This window comes from Nonomuraea sp. NPDC005983 (assembly GCF_040614375.1).
Classification (GTDB): domain Bacteria; phylum Actinomycetota; class Actinomycetes; order Streptosporangiales; family Streptosporangiaceae; genus Nonomuraea.
Genome location: NZ_JBEXUP010000009.1, coordinates 97372 through 116663, shown reverse-complemented (window position 1 = coordinate 116663; position 19292 = coordinate 97372). Strand labels below are relative to the sequence as shown.

At 64.1% G+C, this 19292-nt stretch carries 8 protein-coding genes and 2 pseudogenes; 2 read left to right on the top strand and 8 right to left on the bottom strand.

From position 1 onward, the window contains the following. Positions 1-297: 297 nt before the first annotated feature. Positions 298-1671, bottom strand: a pseudogene (locus ABZ297_RS07345) (IS1380 family transposase). Between the two features lie 366 nt (positions 1672-2037). On the opposite strand from ABZ297_RS07345, the gene ABZ297_RS07340 reads away from it, so the two are divergent. After that, the gene (locus tag ABZ297_RS07340) at positions 2038-2946 is read left to right on the top strand and encodes a hypothetical protein (protein WP_355340827.1); all 909 of its coding nucleotides are present in this window, start codon (positions 2038-2040) and stop codon (positions 2944-2946) included. A gap of 201 nt (positions 2947-3147) precedes the next feature. Here the strand turns inward: ABZ297_RS07340 and ABZ297_RS07335 are convergent, their stop codons facing one another. From ABZ297_RS07335 to ABZ297_RS07320, 4 genes and pseudogenes are all read right to left on the bottom strand, one after another. Next, positions 3148-3531 (bottom strand): haloacid dehalogenase-like hydrolase, encoded by a 384-nt coding sequence (locus ABZ297_RS07335; protein ID WP_355340824.1) that lies wholly within the window; start codon positions 3529-3531, stop codon positions 3148-3150. Positions 3532-3540: 9 nt separating this feature from the next. Next, a complete protein-coding gene (locus ABZ297_RS07330; RefSeq protein WP_355340821.1) occupies positions 3541-4677 on the bottom strand; it encodes a DUF6236 family protein in 1137 nt (378 codons plus the stop codon). A gap of 93 nt (positions 4678-4770) precedes the next feature. Beyond that, positions 4771-4941, bottom strand: a pseudogene (locus ABZ297_RS07325) (IS5/IS1182 family transposase); the annotation flags it as partial. A 784-nt stretch (positions 4942-5725) separates the two neighbouring features. After that, a complete protein-coding gene (locus ABZ297_RS07320) occupies positions 5726-6112 on the bottom strand; it encodes a DNA/RNA helicase domain-containing protein (protein WP_355340818.1) in 387 nt (128 codons plus the stop codon). Between the two features lie 1050 nt (positions 6113-7162). On the opposite strand from ABZ297_RS07320, the gene ABZ297_RS07315 reads away from it, so the two are divergent. Beyond that, positions 7163-10051, top strand: a complete 2889-nt coding sequence (locus ABZ297_RS07315; protein WP_355340815.1) for an NACHT domain-containing protein — start codon at positions 7163-7165, stop codon at positions 10049-10051. Here ABZ297_RS07315 and ABZ297_RS07310 read toward each other — a convergent pair. The 3 genes from ABZ297_RS07310 to ABZ297_RS07300 all read right to left on the bottom strand — a co-directional run bounded on the left by ABZ297_RS07310 (position 10038) and on the right by ABZ297_RS07300 (position 19109). Next, a complete protein-coding gene (locus ABZ297_RS07310; RefSeq protein WP_355340812.1) occupies positions 10038-13022 on the bottom strand; it encodes a DUF499 domain-containing protein in 2985 nt (994 codons plus the stop codon). The two genes, ABZ297_RS07315 and ABZ297_RS07310, sit on opposite strands and share 14 nt — an antisense overlap. Positions 13023-13098: 76 nt before the next feature. After that, on the bottom strand, positions 13099-15861 hold the full coding sequence (locus ABZ297_RS07305; RefSeq protein WP_355340809.1) for a hypothetical protein: 2763 nt from the start codon (positions 15859-15861) through the stop codon (positions 13099-13101). Continuing rightward, complete coding sequence (locus ABZ297_RS07300; protein WP_355340807.1) at positions 15858-19109, bottom strand: helicase-related protein; 3252 nt, start codon at positions 19107-19109, stop codon at positions 15858-15860. The genes ABZ297_RS07305 and ABZ297_RS07300 overlap by 4 nt, the downstream gene beginning before the upstream one ends. Positions 19110-19292: the final 183 nt, after the last annotated feature.

Genomic DNA, 19292 nt, shown 5'->3' with positions numbered 1-19292 from the left:
ACCCCACCCGCAACTACCAGCCTCAGGTAAACCCCAACAAGACGAAACCCCCGAACCCGTAGGTTCGAGGGTTTCCGATGTCCTGAGACATCACAGTGGTGCCCCCGGCGGGATTCGAACCTGCGGCACCTGCTTTAGCCTCGATCTTTCGTGATCTTGGTGTGGTCGGTTGGACGATCCGGCTGAAGGTTGAATGCGTGCTGTGGTCAGCACGCTGGCCCGGCTGTCGCGGCGGGTGGGCGGGGTTCCATAGGCCCGTGGGGTCCTTTCCTGGTCGTGGGGTCGGTTTGTAGCTGGTCAGGGCGGGGCCGGCAGGGCTTGCAGGCGGGTCAGAGCGGTGAGGATGTCGCGGGCCCAGGGCCATCGGGCGGCGATGCGCAGGCGCAATCGGCGGCCGCCGCGTACCAGCCGTCCGGCCACGGCGAGTAGCCGCAGGCGCAGGCGTTTGGGTTCGTAGGTGCGGGGGGCGGTGCCGGGCAGGGCCGGCATCTGCATCCAGGCGAGAAGTTCGCAGGCCGGGGCGACGAGCTCGCACCAGATCTGATTGCGGGCGAAGTCGTGCAGCGGCAGGTTGGCCAGGCCGGTGTCCTTGGCGCAGCGGATGCGGTCTTCGGCGCGGGCGCGGCGGCGGTGCCGCAGCTCCAGGTCGGCGAGCTGGCCGCGCTTGGCGTCGGTGACGAAGCAGGTGACGCGGTGGCCGTCGACGTCGGTGAAGCGCAGTTGGGCGCCGGGGTGCGGGCGTTCCTTGCGAGCGATGACGCGCATGCCCTTAGGCCAGCCGGACAACTCCAGCAGGCCGGTCAGTTCGGCCACCCAGGCTCCGGGACGTATCTGCCGGTCGGCGTCGTAGGCGGGCGTCCACCCGGTCTTCGGCGGGCGCAGGACGGCCTGCTGAATTTCCTCGGTGAGGGTGAACCCGATCGAGTAGGACAGCCGACGGCCAGGTTTGGTGAGCCAGGCCAGGAACTCGTGGGTGCCGCCGCCGGAGTCGGTGCGGATGAGCACCTGCCGCCTGCGGTGCTTGGGCATCTGGGTCAGAGCCAGGCGGGTGCGTCGATGTGGTCGGCGGCGGTGTTGGAGCCGGTGTTGCCCGGCCGGAGCAGGATGGCCAGGGGTTCGCCGGAACCGTCCGGGCCGTGGTCGGCGAAGACCGTCATGGGGTGGAAGCCGAAGGTGTGTTTCCAGGTCGGGGCGGCGTGTTGTTTGTCGGAGTGGGCGATGACGATGGTGGCGTCGATGTCGAGGGGGATCAGCTCGCCGTCACTGCCCGGGGCCATGGTCCCTGCCAGTTCCCAGGCCTGTTGGCGGGCGATGGCGCGAGCGGCGCGCAGGGCCTTGAGTGCCTTGGTTTCGTCGCGGGCGAGCTGGTTGATCAGGCGGGAGACGGTCGGGTCGGAGGCCACCGGGCCGAACAGTTCGGGCTGGGCGCGCAGCAGGGCGAAGTCGGCCAGGCAGTCTCCGCCGAGGGCGAGGCTGACGGCCAGGTCGGCCACGATCTTGCCGGGGTCGTGCACCGCGCGCCTTGGTCGCCGGCGCTCCAGCTGAGCTGACAGCGCCCGGTCCAGGCCGGTGATGTGCAGGGTTGAGCAGCAGCAGGCTTCCAGCATGTGACAGCAGTCCGGTGCCGTCCGCGGAGGCAGTGATCGTGCGGTGGGAGGCGATAGCCTTCACGTGGAAAGTGCTTCTCGATCTGGTGTGGACAGGACTCTAGACAAGCCCCATCCTCCCAGCTCAGAAGCGCTTTTCTTATGTAACCGATCAACTCGCGCGAAATTCACCGCGAAAGCCCGAGGTTAGACGTCACTGGAACGGCACGCGTGCGGCGCACGATGGCTGAGGACGGGGAGCCTGCTCGTTGCGTCTAACCCGCGCTGGCATGGAGGCCTGAAGCGCAGGGTCCGTTATTGGATCGCAATCAACCTTGCGGAGCGATGAGAGGTCCAAGTCCGTGTGAAGATCCTTTGTGGGGCGCTCGCTGTCGTCTCGGCACTCGTGGTCGTCCCGGGTACCGCCCGTGCGGTCGTTCCCGCAGGCGGGATGTCCGCCCCGATCCGGTACGCCGCCGCCTCCGACTGCGCCAAGGACCCGCGTAACGCCGCGTGGTGTGGCCCTTGGTGGTATCGGACGACCGACGGCAAGCGCCACCCGCTCAGCGGGGCGGGCCGGTGGTCGGACGCGGTAGCCGTCAGCGGTGACGGCCGCCGCCTCGCCTACATCAGGGCCAAGGACGCCCGGCTCGTCGTCCGCGAGCTTGACGGCCGGACGCGGGTCTCGCAGGCCAAGGCGTGGCCGTCGAAGTCGGAGCTCGATGTCACCCGCGTGACGATGTCGTATGACGGCTCCCTCGTGGCGGTGGACTGCTGCTGGGCCGGCTTCACCGACCATCCCGCGCGGGTGTACGACGCCGCCACCGGCGCTCTGCTGGGCAAGGTGCCGGGGGTGTCGGTGCATGATGATGCCTTGAGCTTAAGCGGCGACGGCGACCAGATCCTCGTCAGGACGGACGACGACAAGTCCGGCAGGCTCAGCGTTCACGACCTGAACGGCAAGCGGACCACCAGTGTCGTGCCGCCTCGGCTCATCGGCGACAACGCAGCCACCGCCGCGCTGAACGCCGACGGGCGCACCGTGGCCGTCTACGTCACCGGTCGCAAACCCAAGATTGCCCTGTACGACCTGGAGAGCGGGCTGGTCACCGCCACGTTCTCCGTGCCGGCGTCGGGCCAGAAGGTTGAGCGGGACCCTGCGGAGGACAGGATCGCGGAGGTCTACACGGACGTCAGGCTCGACTGGACGGGCGACTCCACGCTGCGGATGGTCAGGAAGGTCGGGTTCAAGCTGGTGCGGGTGAAGGTTTACGGCATCGACGTCGCCACCGAATCGGTTCTCCTCGAGCGTGCCTACGCCATCGCCGGAACCACCGAGGAGGCGGTCAGCGGCCTGTGATGCTGGGACGATGCGCGAGACGGTCCATGAGGTGCTCAACGCAGGATCTGGTCGATCAATGAGGAGGAATCCGCCGGGCTGTCGCCAGCAGGCAGTTCGGGCACTACGGTGAGCACGGGTGTGCCTTCCCGACCGACGTTGGCGCGTCGGCCTAATCTCGAAACCATGATCAGATGATTCGGGAAGGTACACCCCTTCCCGTCAGATCCACAGGTTTCGATCTTTGCTCGCTTGCCCGAGTTGGTTGTCCGCCATGCCGTTGGTGACGATCCCTACCCGCCATCCGGCGCCCCGCAGGTCGGCTAAGCCCGCTAGAACACCCGGGTGGCACTGCACGAGGTGAGGCATACGTCGGCGGTAGCCAGCCCATAGCTCCTCGACCGGCTCGGTCAGCGCGAAGCGTTCGCGGACCTTACTAAAGAACACATCGCGATGTGGGTGCGTATCCCGATCTTGGGAGACAAGCCACGCGAGCCCCTCGGAGCCCAAGCGGTGTCGCTCTATGAACTCCTCGGCCCATCGGCGGAAGGCGGCATCGAGGTCGAGAAGCGTTCGGTCAAGGTCAAAGAGGGCGAGGCGTTGCACGCCGCCATCTTATGATCGCCTCGCGGACCGCTGAAGGCGCTCGATCAGGGTGAGCGGCGCCAGATCCGTCTGAAGATGGTGAAGGTAGGACAGGGAGGAGCCGTCCAGGACCTGCTCCTTCTGCCTGCGCCGCTGGAGGAGCGTGCGCCAGAGGCCGAGCGCGTAGCCACTGGCCGCGATGGCCACGGTGCCTCCCACAGGGAGCTGAACGGCCAGCGCGGTGAGCAGCCCGGTCAGAGCCGCCGGGGCCACAGCCTGCACGTCCACGGTGCTGAGCGCGGTGTCGATGCGTTGCCCGCGCAGTGCGCGCTCGAGATCCTTGAGCGCGGGCCGCATGCCGGTTTCGAAGCGTGCCTGTATGTGACCCCGCAGTGCGTCGGGATCGTGGACATGCTCGAGCTCGGTGACGTCCTTGAGCAGGTCGTGCACGGCGATGCGAAATCGCATCCGCTCACCCGCGTACGTGTCGCGGAACTCGACAATCTTCTCGATCGGGACCGCGTCGAGATCCCGCGGTATCACGGTGGTGACAGCTAGATCGACCAGGAGCACCTCATGCGCATCCGAGGTCGCGGGTAGGGGGTCGGTGCGGCCGGGCAGTCCGGCCGTTATCAGTGCGCGTGCCGTCCGCCCGACCCGCAGGTGGTCGAGCTCGTTATCGCCCACGGGAACAGCGCCGCGCTCCTTCGCCAGAGAAGCTCCCAGAAGGAGCAGATAGGCATTGGCGAAGGCCTGGTGCATCCAGAGGCGGCCGCTCCGCTCGTACCCGAGCCCGGCATGAACGAGGTAATCGATCAGCACTCGATCGATCTTCCAGTTCGCGACGTAGTCGACATCCGCCAGCTCATGGTCGGCCAGGCGGTCGACTCGGTAGGGCGTCAGGTCAACAGTGCGCGCCAGCTCGACGAACTCGCCCATGGCGCCCCGCCGGTGCACCTCGCCAGGGCGGGCCTCGCCAATGAACCCGGCGTCGGTCAGCGTCTCCTCGGTGTGGCTGCTGTACGGCCAGCTGGGATCCTCATAGGCGAGGAAGTCGTCGAAAAGCCTGTACATGCGGTCCCAGTACAAAGCGGTGACCTTGAGCCAGCGCTCGTCACGGAAACGCACATGCGGATAATAGAAACCGAACCAGGCCGAGTCTGCCACGGTCCCAACGGTAACCCGCGAGGCGTGCCGGGGCGAGCAGCCGGCGAATTCTCGCGGAGTTGTAGGTCAGGGACGGATTGACCTATTTCAGCCTCATGCGGCCTGGGTGACGCGATGGTTCTGAAGGACGGCGATGGCCTTGCACAGATGGCCGGCCTTGGAAGGGCTGCAGCGTAGCTTTCGGAGGATCTTCCAGCTCTTCAGCTGGGTGTTTGCGCGTTCGCCGCGGAGCTTGGCGTGGGCGCGGTTGGCCCTTCTGAAAGAGACGAGTGGCTCGATAGCGACAGCCTGGCCCCAAACTGCAGCACTGACCTCGGGGAATGCCTTCAAGATCATCCCCCACATGTCTCCAGAACGCTGACCTACGGCTGCATAGAGCCACTCCTGGCGGCCTACCGAGGGTCTGGAAAGCAAAAGACCTGCGGCAGCGAAACCGCAGGTCAGAGGCCAAAGCCTGGTCGAGATGCGTGCCCCCGGCAGGATTCGAACCTGCGGCACCCGCTTTAGGAGAGCGGAGGCGGTATCGGTTCTCCGTTAGGGATGACCTGCAAGAACACTCTAAGCGGCCCTCGCCGGTCGCATGATCATCCCGTGCATGTCCCGCGTCACCGCCGGCTGCGGACGACATAAGCCGATTCAAGAGGCGATGCCTACAAGTGCGATGCTCCCGTTCTAGCGGTGGCAGCATCACTGCTGTTCAGAGCACGCATAGCTTGCAACCCCCAACGGAGAGTTGACTCTTGCCCAAGCGCAAGCGTAGCATGCACATACCCGGTAGGGGTATAGAGCTTGGAGGGAATATGAATAATCGGACCCGTCAGGAATTAATTAGTTCGTTCGGTTCTTGGATAGATAGCCTTCGCTGCGACGAGGTCCTGGGCGGACTTCCCGTTTGGGTTTCGGGAACCCGAGGCTCACCTGCCCGCTACCACGCCGCTAATGGCTATCGCTGCAACCTGCTGCGCCGACCTGACCTTGCGATTGAGATGACAGTTGATGAGGCCCGAGCTCAGCATCTGTGGCCGTGTCCGGCTTGTCAGTTCTCCCGCTACACACGCGTTGCGTTGAGAACAGCAGGGCTCGATCCCGATAGGCGGGGCTCGCTCATGTGGTGACGTGGTCGTTGGTGTTGTCCCCTACGTAAACGCCCCGAGGCAAGGACAGCTTCGGGGCGTTTACGTAGGTGAACTGTGGTGGCCGCGGGCAAGATCGGGCGGCTGATCTTCCACGTGGCGGTCGTAGCGCTCGATGCTTCCTCGGTGCCGAGCTTGCCCGGCCGTACCACCTGATGCCCGCCGAGAAGGAAGAGCGGCACCCGTTCCGCGGACATCAGTTGGCCGAGCTGGTTGCGCGCGGTCCGCTTGGTGGCGTAGGTCATGAGCTGGCTTGCTCGGTGCCACCGCGCTATGGGGAGGCGATCGGCCCGCGTCCGCATCAAATTAATCGGCAAGGCGTTCGCGCAGGTAGCGGAGGCCCATGGCATGTGTAGGTACTCAGCACCGTATACGGCATCCGGCCACACAGGTCGGCTAGTCAGTTAGTCACAGTTGGTCTTTGATTCGAGGTCGGTCAGTCATGCATTCGCAGTACTGGCGCACCCTGCTTTGCCTGTTCAGGCTCTCGCCGCCCGGCATACCGTCCACGATGGCCAGATGCTCGCGCAGTTCCGAGGGCTCGGCGTGGCTGCACAGCGCGACTCAATGGAGGGGGGCCACGGCGTCGAGCGCCCCAGCCACGGTCGGCGAATGGCGAAGGGAGCGGTCCCTACCTTCCGGCTTGGGCCGTCCGAACCGGTCGTAAGGTTCTGACCTTAGCAGGGCCCCGGCGTGTCGCCGTCCGCAATGAGCTGTTTTGTGGCCGCATCCAAGGTGGGCTTGTCGGAGTCCCCTGTGCAACCCGTCACAGCCACGAGGGAAACGAGCACCGTGGCGACAGATAGCCGGCGAATATCTGGGCGCACGCCCCGGACACTACCTAACACCTAAATCGGATGAGCCGTTTCAGTATGTAGCGGGCACACAAGCTGTACGTGGCGGAGGCGCTTCGTTCAACATGGGGCCTCGTTTGATGATGACCATGAGCAACTCGAGGTGCTCGGTGGCAAGGCCCACGGAGGATGGCCATGACAGCCGATCGCCCCCGCTCGAGAGACGAGAGCTGAAGTCGGCGATCGTCACGGCGTCAACCAACTGACGCCCGAGTTAGGGGAATGGGGTCCATGTAGCCAATATTGCTGGTCTGACCTGGGAAAATAGGCCGAGTTGCGGATGTCACACTCAAAATCATCTCTCGCATCTCTCCAGCGTGGCTGGAGCGACACCATCTCATGTGCGCGCACCAACTCGGTCACCGACGGGTGGCGCTGCGCTCATCCCATAAATCCCGTCAGTCTGATTCGTCGCATCCCCCTGCCTTGCCCGCGCATCGGAGTAAAGTTTTGGTCTATATGACCTCGGCGGGGGCTGATGCGGCCAGGAGGATACGAGTGGACTACGACCTCGACCGGCTGGGCTGGCGGGAGATGGAGCACCTGACCGAGTCCCTTGCGCTCAGGTTCCTCGGCAATGGCGTAGAGGTCTTCGGGGAGGGGGCCGACGGTGGCAGGGAGGCAACCTTCGATGGTCCGCTGAGCTTCCCAGAGCCCGATCCCGGCGGCCCCTGGAATGGCTATGGCGTCATCCAAGTCAAATTCCGCTCCCGGTCGCGTGGTCGCTCTGACAACGTGTCGTGGCTCACAGAGGTGATTAGGAAGGAAGTCAAGGACTGGCTGGACCCTGAGTCCAAGCGAGGCCGCCGTCCCGAGTACTTCCTGGTTGTGACCAACGTTGTGCTGGCACCCAAGCCCGACGATGGGGGAATCGCCAAAATAGAGAAGTTGATGCAGGAGGAGGTGGTTCCCGCCCTCAACCTGAAAGGCTGGCGTGTCTGGCACTACGACACAGTGAACCGGTTTTTGGACAACGCTTCGGATATTGCGAAGAGGTACTACGGGCTCATCACACCTGGCGACGTATTGGCCCGTCTTCATGACTACGTTGAAGGCCTCGCTCCCGAGCTCGGCGATACGCTTATTGCCCATGCGGCGAAGGAACTGCTAGCTGAGCAGCATGTGAGTCTGGGACAGGCGGGAGACCACGAGGACCGCGCCCTCGCGCTCAACCGGGTAGCGGTTGACCTGCCCGCTTCCATTGATGAGGTCGACGCAAGTGACGTCAATGTCGTGGCCCACGTTATCGAGCGAGGTGAACGCTCGCTGCGACGCGAGACGGATCCGGAGGTGCGGTCTCAGCTCGTTATTCTCGGTGGCCCCGGCCAGGGTAAGACCACCCTCGCGCAGCTGATCTGCCAGGCGTACCGGGTGACGCAGCTGCAGGACCTACCCGACCACCGACTGATCCCCGAGGTTCGCGCGCTGCGGGACGAATTCACGGGCAACCTCATTGGCAACATGGGGATCGAGTTGCCCGGGATGCGGCGCTGGCCCTTCCACATCAGGCTCGACCGCTACGCCGATGCCATCGCCAAGGATCCGGATCTTACCCTGCTCCGCTACATCGCCGACCGGGTGGGTCGAAACACGACAAGGACGGTGACAGACGCTCAGATGGCGGAATGGTTAGGCCGCTGGCCCTGGGTGCTGGTACTGGACGGGCTAGACGAGGTCTCCGACCCGCAGGTGCGCGAGCCACTTCTTCGACATATCCAGGAGTTCCGTACCGAAGCGGCGCTGCGTGACGCCGATCTGCTACTCGTAGCGACGACCAGACCGCAGGGCTACGCGGAAGAGTTCGTGCCCGATCAGTACGACTACTTGCGGCTGCGCTCACTGCGGCCGGATGAGGCGGTGCACTATGCCGAGCGGCTGGCCGCCGCACGGCACCCCGCCGACTCCGAGAAAGAAGCAGAGATGCTGCAACGCATCCGTGACGCAGCGGGCGAGGAGCAGACCTCGCGCCTGATGCGCTCGCCGCTCCAGGTAACGATCATGGCGCTATTGCTGGAGCGCCGCCGCCGCCCGCCGCAGCATCGGTTCGGACTCTTTAAGGGCTACTACGACACCGTCTTCGCACGTGAGGTCGCAAAGCGAACTGGCGATGCCCAGCTGCTTGAAGGTCACCAGACCCATATTCATGCATTACAAGCTGAAGCGGGACTACTACTCCAGGCACGGTCGGAACGAGAGGGTGACGCCGAAGCCACTCTGTCGGAGTACGACCTCCGTGCACTTTCGGCACAACTTCTTCGGGACGAAGGATACGACGCCGACACCGTTGACACCTTGTCGGGGCGGCTAGTCGGGCTAGCTAGCCGCCGTCTGGTATTGCTGGTTCACCGCCCCGACGGCGGCGTTGGGTTCGAGGTGCGCAGCCTCCAGGAGTTTATGGCCGCGCGGGCGCTGCTCGCCGGAACCGAGACTGACATCATTTCCTGCCTGACTACAATCGCCCCTTCCGATCACTGGCGTAATACCTGGTTGTTCGCCGCGGGGGAGGTCTTCGCCGAGCGCGCACAACTCCGGGATGCGATTCTCACGCACCTCAAGGCAGTCGACCACCAGGATGTCGTCAGCCTCACCGTACTGCCCGCAGCCCACCTGGCCGTCGATCTTCTCGAGGAGAACATCGCCGACACATCCCCCAAGTTCCAATCGTTGCTGACGGACTATGCCTTGGAGCTATTGCGTCGCCTCCCCGATCTTCACCTCGTAAAGCTGGCCGGAGTCGTGGCCGATGTGGTCGAACGCAACGCCGCGACCGAAGAGGTGGTAGCCAGAGCCATAACCGACGCCTTTGCCGCGTCAGGGCCACCCGCCCTCAGCGCGCTGATGGTTTGCGCGGTTTGGGCTGGGGGCACCGGACGGCTCGCGAGGCGTGCCCGAGACTGGTTGGAACAAGGGCGCAACGACCTCGCCCAAGCCGACTCGCGGCGACGGGCGGCCGTGGCCGGCCTTGCAGTCACCTTCCCACTCGCGCATCTCAGGGGGTTTGAGCTCACGAGCGTGTCGTCACGGCGACGAGAGAGCATCGAACCAGCCCTGAGCAACTTGCTGAAGCACGGTGGACTGCGGTCTGAGGACCTGCAATTGGCAAGGACGGTCGTGGATACGGTGGGGACAGCCAAGGTTGAACGCAGTCACTGGCCCGACGGCGGGTTAGACGTAGTGAGAGCGGACCGCTCATATCGTCCCGACTTGTCCAAGTTGAGCGTCGCGCTGGACAACCCGCGCGTGGCCGCCGCGTTTGTCGCGGCGGCCGACGACGTCGAGCTGGTGAACTGGCCGGTGGCGGCCCTGATGCGGCAGGTGCTTGCACTGTGGTCGCTACGCCGTCCCGTCGCGGACCTGCTGCCACGTGTCGATATCAGCGGTTTCTGATGTTGACCTTGATGCCAAGTTCTTCGGCTAGCAAGCCGATTTCTCGCGCCTGCTCGGAAGGTAGCTGTGCCTGGATCGTGAGCGATAGGTAGCTCATGTTCCCGCGGTCTAGCGCGTCAAAGAGGCGGCGGAAGATCTGCGCGAGACGGTCGGCAGCGTCCGGGGCCGACGCAAGGTTCTTCATTACAGTGAACATGAGCATCTGCTCTGGGGAAGGGCCACCACTGGATCCACCCGACCCTGTGTCCGTACCGCCGGCTCGGCCGTTCGTGGTCCCGCCGCCGGGGGGACCGGGGCGATCCGTGTCGGTCCCCCCGCCTCCGGGCTGAGGCTCGGGTTTCTGCCCCTCTTCCGGCTTGGGCTTCAGGTCTGGCTTGGCCAGGCGGTACGTGGGGGCGTTGAAGTTGATGCCCGTGAGGTCGTCAACGACGACCTCCTCCCCGCCTGCCCGCACGATCCGTAGCTCGCCGTCCTGCACCGCCTGGTAGACGGCCTGCCGCAGGTCCGCATCCCCACTGGGGAGCAGTCCCAGGCGTGGGGTATTCCAGAAGGCATCGCGGATCTCGCTCAGCGGACGGTCGTAGTCGCTGTCGCGGAGATTGTGTAGCAGCGCGCGGCCAGTGAACCTTCCGGGCGGGAATGCCTTCTGAGCCTTGGCCAGCAGGTCCCAGATCTTCGCCCCGTCGAGTGTGCCCTCGTCCAAGTTGCGCTGCTCAAGGTCGCGTTCCATGGTTGGGTCTGGCTGCGCGAGATACAGCACATGCTGAAAGCCGCGCGCAACGTAATCCTCGAGCCGCCTTTGCGCGGCGTCCCGTGCCTGGACGGCCTGAATCGCCAGTTCCTCGTCCCCCTCTACCTCTGGACCATTAAGCACCAGCTCGTAGGCCAGGAAGTCAGCCGCAGCCCTTCGGGCGAGCGTGCGGTGGCGGGCCGCAAAGACGATAAAGACAAGGGAGGACGCCCAGGTCGTTGGAACCTTGTCCGGCCCAAGTCCGAGGATAGCGCGCACGGACTCAATCGTCGGTTTCTGGGTACCGTTGCCGATTGTGAACATGGCGGGGTCGAGCGCGACTAGCCGGGTAGTGCGGGCCTCTTCCAGCTCCGCTCTCACCAGAACCTCCCGGTGAGGCTGCCCTGCCTCGGCATAGATGAACCGGACCTTGGCGAACGGTCCCCTGCTCTTGCTGAGCCGTGCGTCGGCGCAGCGGGCGACGGCTTTGTCCCGGTCGTCCTCGGTCACTGTATTGCGCATTGCGCGGACGAGCATTGGCAGCCGCTGCTGGGTTGAAAGGTAATACCGGCGTGGCTGGCCGCCCCTACCCTCGAAGATCTCCAGGGACGCCAGACCGCTCCCGTCCACGTCGGTGAGCGCCCGGACGACCGCGTCGGCCTCGTTGTAGCCATAGTCGGGCTCGGGGACCATGGTCGCGGCCTTGACTTCGGGGTCGGTCGCGCCACGCCGAGAACCGCCGCGTGCCCCGACGATCGAGGCCAGATAGATCATGGTAGCTGCGCGCTCGGCCGCGCGTGGATTGCTCGCCTGCCAGGGAGCGTCTGCTCGGGTCAGGTCGAGGTAGCGTGCTGCGCCGGCGCGGTCTTCCAGATCGACAATGTCGTTCTGGGCGATCGAACGGTAGTTGCCGCGGGCCTTGGAATGGCTGATTAATCCGGAGCTGATCACCGCGTCACGTACACCGGCGTCCGACAACGGAACGTCGCCAGGCCCTATCAGCAGTGGCGTCCACTCCCCGGCAGCCGCTCTGGCGGACAGCGAGTGCACAGTCGCTGCGAAGATCTTGATAGTGGACCGCACCTGCTGATAGCCAGTGAGATTGGCCCACTCTTTCTCAGCAATATCCATCAGCTGTGGATGGAAGGGGAACGTACGCTCGACCTCGGTGGCGAATCGCTTGGTCCAGGCAGCGTGTAACACGCCAAGGACTTTGGACTGCCATGAACCCTGGTCTAAGACCGGCGTGAATGCCTCCACTGTCGCGGCCACGGTGTTGTTTAGGATCTGGTTGGGAACTGGGTCGAAGAGCCGTCGGCGCAGGATTGCGCTGAAGTCGGCGTTCTCGTTTACGGCCATGGTGTCGCCGTTGCGCTGAAGGTAGGCGTCCAGGTCCTGGCGACGGGCCTCGCCGTCGCCGCGCAGCGCTGTCGGGTCCTTCTCCGAAGAGATCATCACGACGATCATGGCGGCGTTTGGCACGTCGCCTACTGCATCGGTGATCGCTCGCAAGAATGCCATATCCTGGGCGATAAGCTGAGCATTACCGGTGGCCTCCAGCCCATCCCCTATGTAGTTGATGATCTCGTCGACAATGATGAGTACGGGCCTACCGAGAGCCTCGATCGCTTCACTGATCTTTGCCTTGTTGGAGAAGTACGGCTTGTAGGAATCGTAGAGCTCATCGCGGTCCGCGCGGTTCGCGAATAGCCGCCATAAGAACCGCTCGTAGAGATTGAACGCCCAGGGGCCGTCCTGCTCTGCATCGGTGGCGGGAGCCGGCGTCATGTTGTCACAGGACAGCACAACTACGTGCGGCCGGTTGAGGTCCACAGGAAGGTCCTCGCCCAACTCTGCCCGTGCCCGCCTGAACGCCTCCCTGCCGATATCCTCCCCGGCTAGTTCTTCGGGAGCGGTCGCTAGATGCCAGGCGCCGATGCAAGCATGCGACTTGCCGCCGCCCATTCCTTGATCGAGCCGGACCAGCTTGATCCCGTGGTCGGCCTTCGCTCCGCCACCCAGCCTGATCGCGATCTTCGTGAGCAGCTCGGTGAGCTGTTCGGTGGGATGAGTAATCTTCCCGTAGTACGAGGCGCTCGCATAGGGCGGTTTGCTCGACCCCTTCCCGTAGACGACGTGGTAGAGAGAGACGCGGGTGTCATCAACCACACCTGAAGCATCGATGATCTCGCTACGGAGCCTGAGCGTCCGCCACCACCTTGTCGACTCGACCTCGACCACGGTATCCCCTCGCCATGATTCAGTTGATTTCGGTTGTGTTGCACGTCAAAGCATGATCTTGCCGTCCTTGGCCCTGTTAGAACAGGGGAGTCTGAGAATCTCTTGCCTTCCTGATGCTGACCTCGGTCAGCTGCTCCTCTTGTGCGGCACGGGTGGCCGATTTGATGACCCCGCTCTCTCGGCTCATGGCCTCCCAACTTCGGACATCGGGGTCGCCCTGCGGTAGTCGCTCCTTCAAGAACGCAAGAGTGGCCCAGAGCTGCTCATCGTCCGGTTCACGGCCTGCCTTCACCAGAACCTTTGCGACATCCTCGCTGTCTCCCTCCGTCCAGGCCCGCGCCATTGCGAGCACGACATCGATCAATGCCGACCGGTCGTTGATCGGGTGGTTAAACTGGCTTGCCTGGACGAATCGGCAGCCTTTGGCGGACCTCTTGACCAGTGTCTGCAACTCGCTCATGGGGATGCCCGAGGTAAAGCTGTGCCAACGCATTTCCGACTGGGCAACCTGCTGCCTCTTAAACAGTTCGATCCACCACAGGGCGAACTTGGTACGTTCGTCAAACAACTCAAGGGGGACCGAGCTGATCTGCTCGAGGGCGATCTCCTGTACCACGCGTCGCGCTGTTCCCAGCAAATCCACGAGGCTGACCGGCTCCCCTGTATTATCGCTGATCGCCGAATAACGACCGGCTACCTCCATAGCGGGACCCGCCGAGGCCATCAGCATGTCGGCTCGGGCCAATCCAGATCGCTCCCAGAGCCGGAACCGATCTGCGATCTCCGCCCTGATCTGGTTCTCCACCGCCGCTAGTGATCCCGGACTCCGGTTCTCCGCTGCTGGACGACATGACATCGTCAGTGTTGTTACAACGTTGAGCGCCCCAGCCCCCGCGCCGCCTGCTTCGGTCTTGGCGGGCCACGATGCGGTCATCACGAGCTCGGCCCGGTCGAGCGCGCTCAGCATGCGGTACCAGACATCCAGGTCGTTGTGGCCAAACACAATGGTCACAACCCCGTCATCGGCTACGACCCGGCGCATTTCCGCGTACGCCCGTGAAATCATCTCGTCGTAGTGCTTCACCGTCCGATGATCGCTCGCCTGGCTTCCTCCGCGTTTGACAATGATCTCCTCATCCTTCTCCTGAACTCCGTCTGGATGTATGGTCATTGCCAGGGATGAGTCGGCGGTAAGCATGGCGCGCTTAGCCCACACGTAGAATAGGTCGCTGGAGTCGCTGTAGTCGATCATGTCGTCGTACGGCGGATCGGTGACGACGGCGCTCATCGAGCAGTCCCGATAAGGCAGAATCGTCGCGCTTCCGCGCTGAATCATGGCAGGGACCGCTGCCCCACGCTCCCGGATAGCGCGGAGCGCGGACACCGTCTTGGTTGCCAGTGACGCCCAGGAGCCCGGCCCGTCGGACAAGCCGCTCTCGAACCAGTCGTAAGAATGCAAGATTGCCGACTGATTAGCGAAGACGTCTCCGATTTTCTGGGCTGCTACCTCAAGTCTGCTTCCACGGGTGCTGCGCCTGATCTTACGCATCATGGCAGCCGTCGCGTACGCACTTAAGGCACGGACATACGCCGGGGAAACTCCGTGCCCGAGGCATTGGTCAGCCAGTTCGTTGATAGCGCGCGCCAGCTTGATAAGGCCGAGAGCCGATCGCGGGGGAATTAGATCTCCGTAGGATCGGTCGCCGTAGTTGACACTCTGGATTGTCCAGGTATTACCGGGCGGGATGAGTTCGTCCGGGCGGGCGCTGAGCGGCCCGAACGGAGGTTCCTTAGCGAGGGCTTCCTCGGCTCGCACGGCCGCTACCAGCTCTTCCGGTGACGGTTCGCGGAACACCTTGGTGCCGTCCCCGGCTATGTCTGCAGCGAGGAGGAGGACATCGCGTCGCAGTCCCTCCGCGCTTAGCCGCGTATGCACCGCCTTCGGGTGTACGTGGTTACAGAATGGGCACACAGCGACGCGGCCTTCGGCAGAATATTTGCTCTTGCCAGCGAAAACTCGTGTAGGGCTTCCTTGCGGTTCACCGCTATGGGGAATAGCCCGAAACTCGCCAGTAGTGGAGTCAGTGTGGATGTTAAAGCTCTGGCCGTCGTCGGCGTCCCTCCTGCTGGTCTTCGCCCGCGGATGCCGGAGCCACAGTTCCCCGACGAGGGGAAATCGGTTCGCACACTCCTGACACGGAAGAGTGGAAGCCCACAGGTAACCCCACGGCTGTGTGCCCTTGTGGCGGGGATAGAACTCGGCCATTTCTTCGGTGTAGTGGCGGCCCGCCTCGGCCAGGACTGCTTCTACGTCCCGCTCCAGGCGGTCCCCCTCGAGCTGATCCTGACCTTCTGTGTGGAAGGGCAAGGGGGGCTCGTGATCCCACTCTTGAAAGGGGATTTCTGCCAGCAGGGATCCACCGAGAGCGGCGAAGGGCGAGTAGTCGACTCCCTCGGCCGCAACGCCAAGCCGTCCCGCCTCCAGCGGGATCATGGCTCGGCCGGAGAACGGATCAAGAATGCGCGCGCCTTGCGGATAAGCCTGGGCCAGGGCGGACCTGATGCGGGCTACAGGGCCGTTTGCCATGGACGCCGCGCGCATGGTTTTCGCGTCCCGAATCCCTAGAACTGCCCGCACCGCAGCTTGGAGCTCCCTCTGCTCCTTCTCGTCCTCCGGCCAGGGCAGGAGACTCGTGAGAACGGCGGCCTTGGCCTGGGCCGTGGGCCGCTTGGCGAACCAGACCCACAGGCTCGCCTCAGTGTTTCCGCTGCCCCACCCGACCATCGACGCATCGCTCACTTCCGCGCAGGGAAACCAGCGTTCGATCATCCGGATCATGGGCTCTCCTGTTGTTCAACGCGGGACATCGGCGGTGCGTTCAATTGATCGAGAGCCGACCGTAGCGCGGGACCGGGAATGTTGGTAATCGCTTGGCCTCGAATGAAAATAGTGAAAACAGAGACAGGGTCGGCGAAGCATCCGTAGAGCGACCCGCGTCCGTCCTGGCAGGACTCGACGACGTACAGCAGGTAGTCGGACCGATGCTGGGCCGCTAGCAGCGTCTCGTTGCCGCACAACAGCAGCCCTTGGTCCTCGGCCGAATGCCAGACGCCTCGCGCGAGTACAAGCGACTGGCGTTCGCCGCGCACCGCTCGCAGATCGAATCCGCGGCCTTCATCTCGGACATCCTCGACCTGCCAGCCATCGTCCTTCAGCAGCGTCATCACGTGGTCGGCGGCGATTGCGTCGGCTTGGCGGCGTTCCGGCGTCACGACGACCCCGGCAGGGGGAACGACCTGCAGACGGGCGGTGAGCCTGGGCGGATCGGCCTCCAGACGACAAAGTTCCTCGAGCTGCCGAATCCGGTGTTCAGCGGATTCGGCTAGACGATCCCGCAACGCGATGCGTTCGGCACGGCTGGAGACGTCCAACGTCAGATCGACTGGAAGATTCGTCAGGTCCCGCTTGGCGGCGGCGTACCAGCGTTCGCGAGCAGCGGTCTGTTCGCGTACCTCTGCGCTGAGCAGTCGCCTAGCTTCGCTTTCAGCTACTTCGGCGGTGATCGGGTCCGGCGGATGAGGCAGTGCCCGGGTCGGCCTCAGATTGGCGAGCGACTCCCAATGGATACGCCGTGCCCTGCCGCTGCCATCGACGCGGATAAGCGCGGACCACGGGGTAGGTGTTCGCGTTGCTGAGGAATGCAGCGAGGAGGAGAAGGCCAGAAGCTCGTACGGAAATGGGGCCGTGGGATCCTCGACTGTTGCGCCTCGGTAGAGATCGGCTGCTAGCGTCTCCGCCGCCATAGTGACCAACTCGGTGAACGCCAGGCTACCCGGCCCTAGCGGCAGGGCATTCGCGGCTGATGCGCTTTCCCCGTCCGTGCCTCTCCCAGAAGCTCCCGTGAGGACGAGCGCACGTTTTCCGTCCCCCAGCGCTCGCGGAAGCGGCCTGTCCGACTCGAGCAGCATAACTCCCTCGCCCGCGGCGGTGTGCCGTGCGCGAAGAACATTCGACTCGTCCAGTCGCCGCAGGTACGCCTCCACCACGGCGGGATTCATCTGTTCCAGTGTGGTCCGCTGGATATGGGCGAGGCCAGCCGCCACGTCGACGGTGCTGGCGAGTTCGGCCTCCTGCGCGCGCGCCGCCTCGGCTCGTCGCCGAAGATCCGTCGAGCTAATCCGCTCCACCGCCTCGACGACCTCGGCGCGTTCCAACTCGTCGTCTCCATAGAGCGTTTGCAGCCACTCCTCGTAGGGCACCGTCGCCAGTTCCGCGATCAGGGAAAGGCTGTCGAACATCTGCCCGTCGAGCTCATTTGCCGCCGCCACAAAGTTCTCCAGCAGCTTGAGCAGCGTGTCACCCTCCCGAGTGTCGGTGGCGACGAGGTTGTATAGCTCGACGTCCCGTCTCTGGCCGACGCGGTGGATACGTCCCATGCGCTGTTCCAGCCTCACCAGCGACCAGGGAATGTCGTAGTTGATCAGAACGTGGGCCACCTGAAGGTCAATGCCCTCGTTTCCTGCGTCGGTGGAGACGATGACCTGGAAGTCGCCAGCCATGAACGCTGCCCGGACCTGGTCCCTCTCAGCGTGCGACTTCCGGCCGCTGTACGTTCGAGCGGGGAAGCCAGCTGCAATAAGGCGGTCGGAGATCCATTCGGCAGTGTCAGCGTACTCGGTAAAGACAACTGCTCGTTCTCCTCCGCCGGGCGTGATGCCGTTGGTGAGCAGGCAACGTTCGACGAGCGTCGACCACTTGGACGGTGTGTAACCGGGAGTTGCCAGCAGTTTCAAGATCCGGCCGAGCAGCGGGCGGACAGCAGCTTTCTCCGCTCTTGGGGACCGGGAGTCAGCGTGTACGACCTTGGCCTCGTCTCGTACCGCCTGGTCCTCGCTCTCTGGGTCAGCTTCGGCAGCGGCTTCTACGGGGGACCGGTTGCCCATGCCCGCTAGCCGTCGCTCCAGTGTTCGTGCGAGGGCGAATAAGCTGGAAGCCGCTCGCTTGCCGTAGACCATGCGTGCTAACGAACGTGCCTGGCTGGGGAAGAACTCGTCCACCAGAGAGAGGGCGTGGTTGTAAATATCGAGCTCGTCAGGGCTGAGGGGAACACGGAGGTTGGTAGCTCGCCGCTTCTTGAACAGAGGAGTGATCCCGTCGTAGTCGACGAGGCTTTCTTTCATGCGCCGCAAGAAGTGAATCGAACCAGGCCGCAGCGGAGTGAGCGGTTGCCGAGAATCGTCCCCCGGGTCGGGGTAGATCTCAGGGTCGACAAGATGTAGAAGATGTCGGAAAAGCCACTCGGAGCCGCGGTGCGGGGTGGCGGTCATAAGCAGTACACGTGGAGTGGCGCGGCCGAGTAGCCGGCCAACCCGGTGGAACGATCTCGCGGTTGGAGTCAAGCGGTGCGCCTCGTCGAAGACCACTAGGTCCCAACCTGTTCTCTCAGGGTGGACGGCCTCCTGGACGGCCGAGTTCACCGCCGCCAATTCCAGAGAGGTGACCCATAGATTGTGCTCGAGTTCAAGAGCCCCCTCCCGGACAGTGGCAGCTGTGATACGGCGGAGACCGCCGCCGAAGAACCGTTCGAAGTCCGCCTGCCATTTAGTAACCAGCCCGGCGGGAGCGACGATTAGCGCGCGGCGGACGAGTCCGAGCCGGCGCATCTCGCGTAAGTACAGGCCGGCCATTACGGTCTTGCCCGTTCCCGGCTCGTCGGCGAGCAGGAAGCGGAGTCGCGGCTGCGGCAGCATCGCGCCGTATACCGCGTTGTGCTGGTGGATGTAAGGACGGAGCGGCGTTGCCGAGGGCGGGCTGACCGTGGTGTCGGTGGTCGCTGCCGCCATCCAAAGCGTCCACATGCCCGCCAGACCACCCGCTGACGAGCCACCGCCGTCAGGCTTCAGAATCTCGACCAGCTCAGCCTCGTCAGCCGTCAGCGTGACCTTGCTGAATGTGTCTCCATCCTCGGGTGCGACGTAGAGGACCCAGCCGCCCGCACCGTCGGGACGAGCAAAGTCGACGGTTAACCAGCCGCTCGGACCGTGGGGCAGACGCACGCGTTGTCCCGGCTCGAACAGCTCTGCCACCCGCGCCTCCAATGTTCCACTTTCGTCGATTACCCTAAGGCTCTCGAGCCTGCCACGTGGGGGCTATGGGCGGGGAAGATCTGACAATCCCAATCCCACGAACCGCAGAAGGCCCAGGTTTCAAAGGTCTCCTGGGGCTGCGACCGGCTTGCTGTTCAGTCGGACGTTGCGCGCTGATAAGTG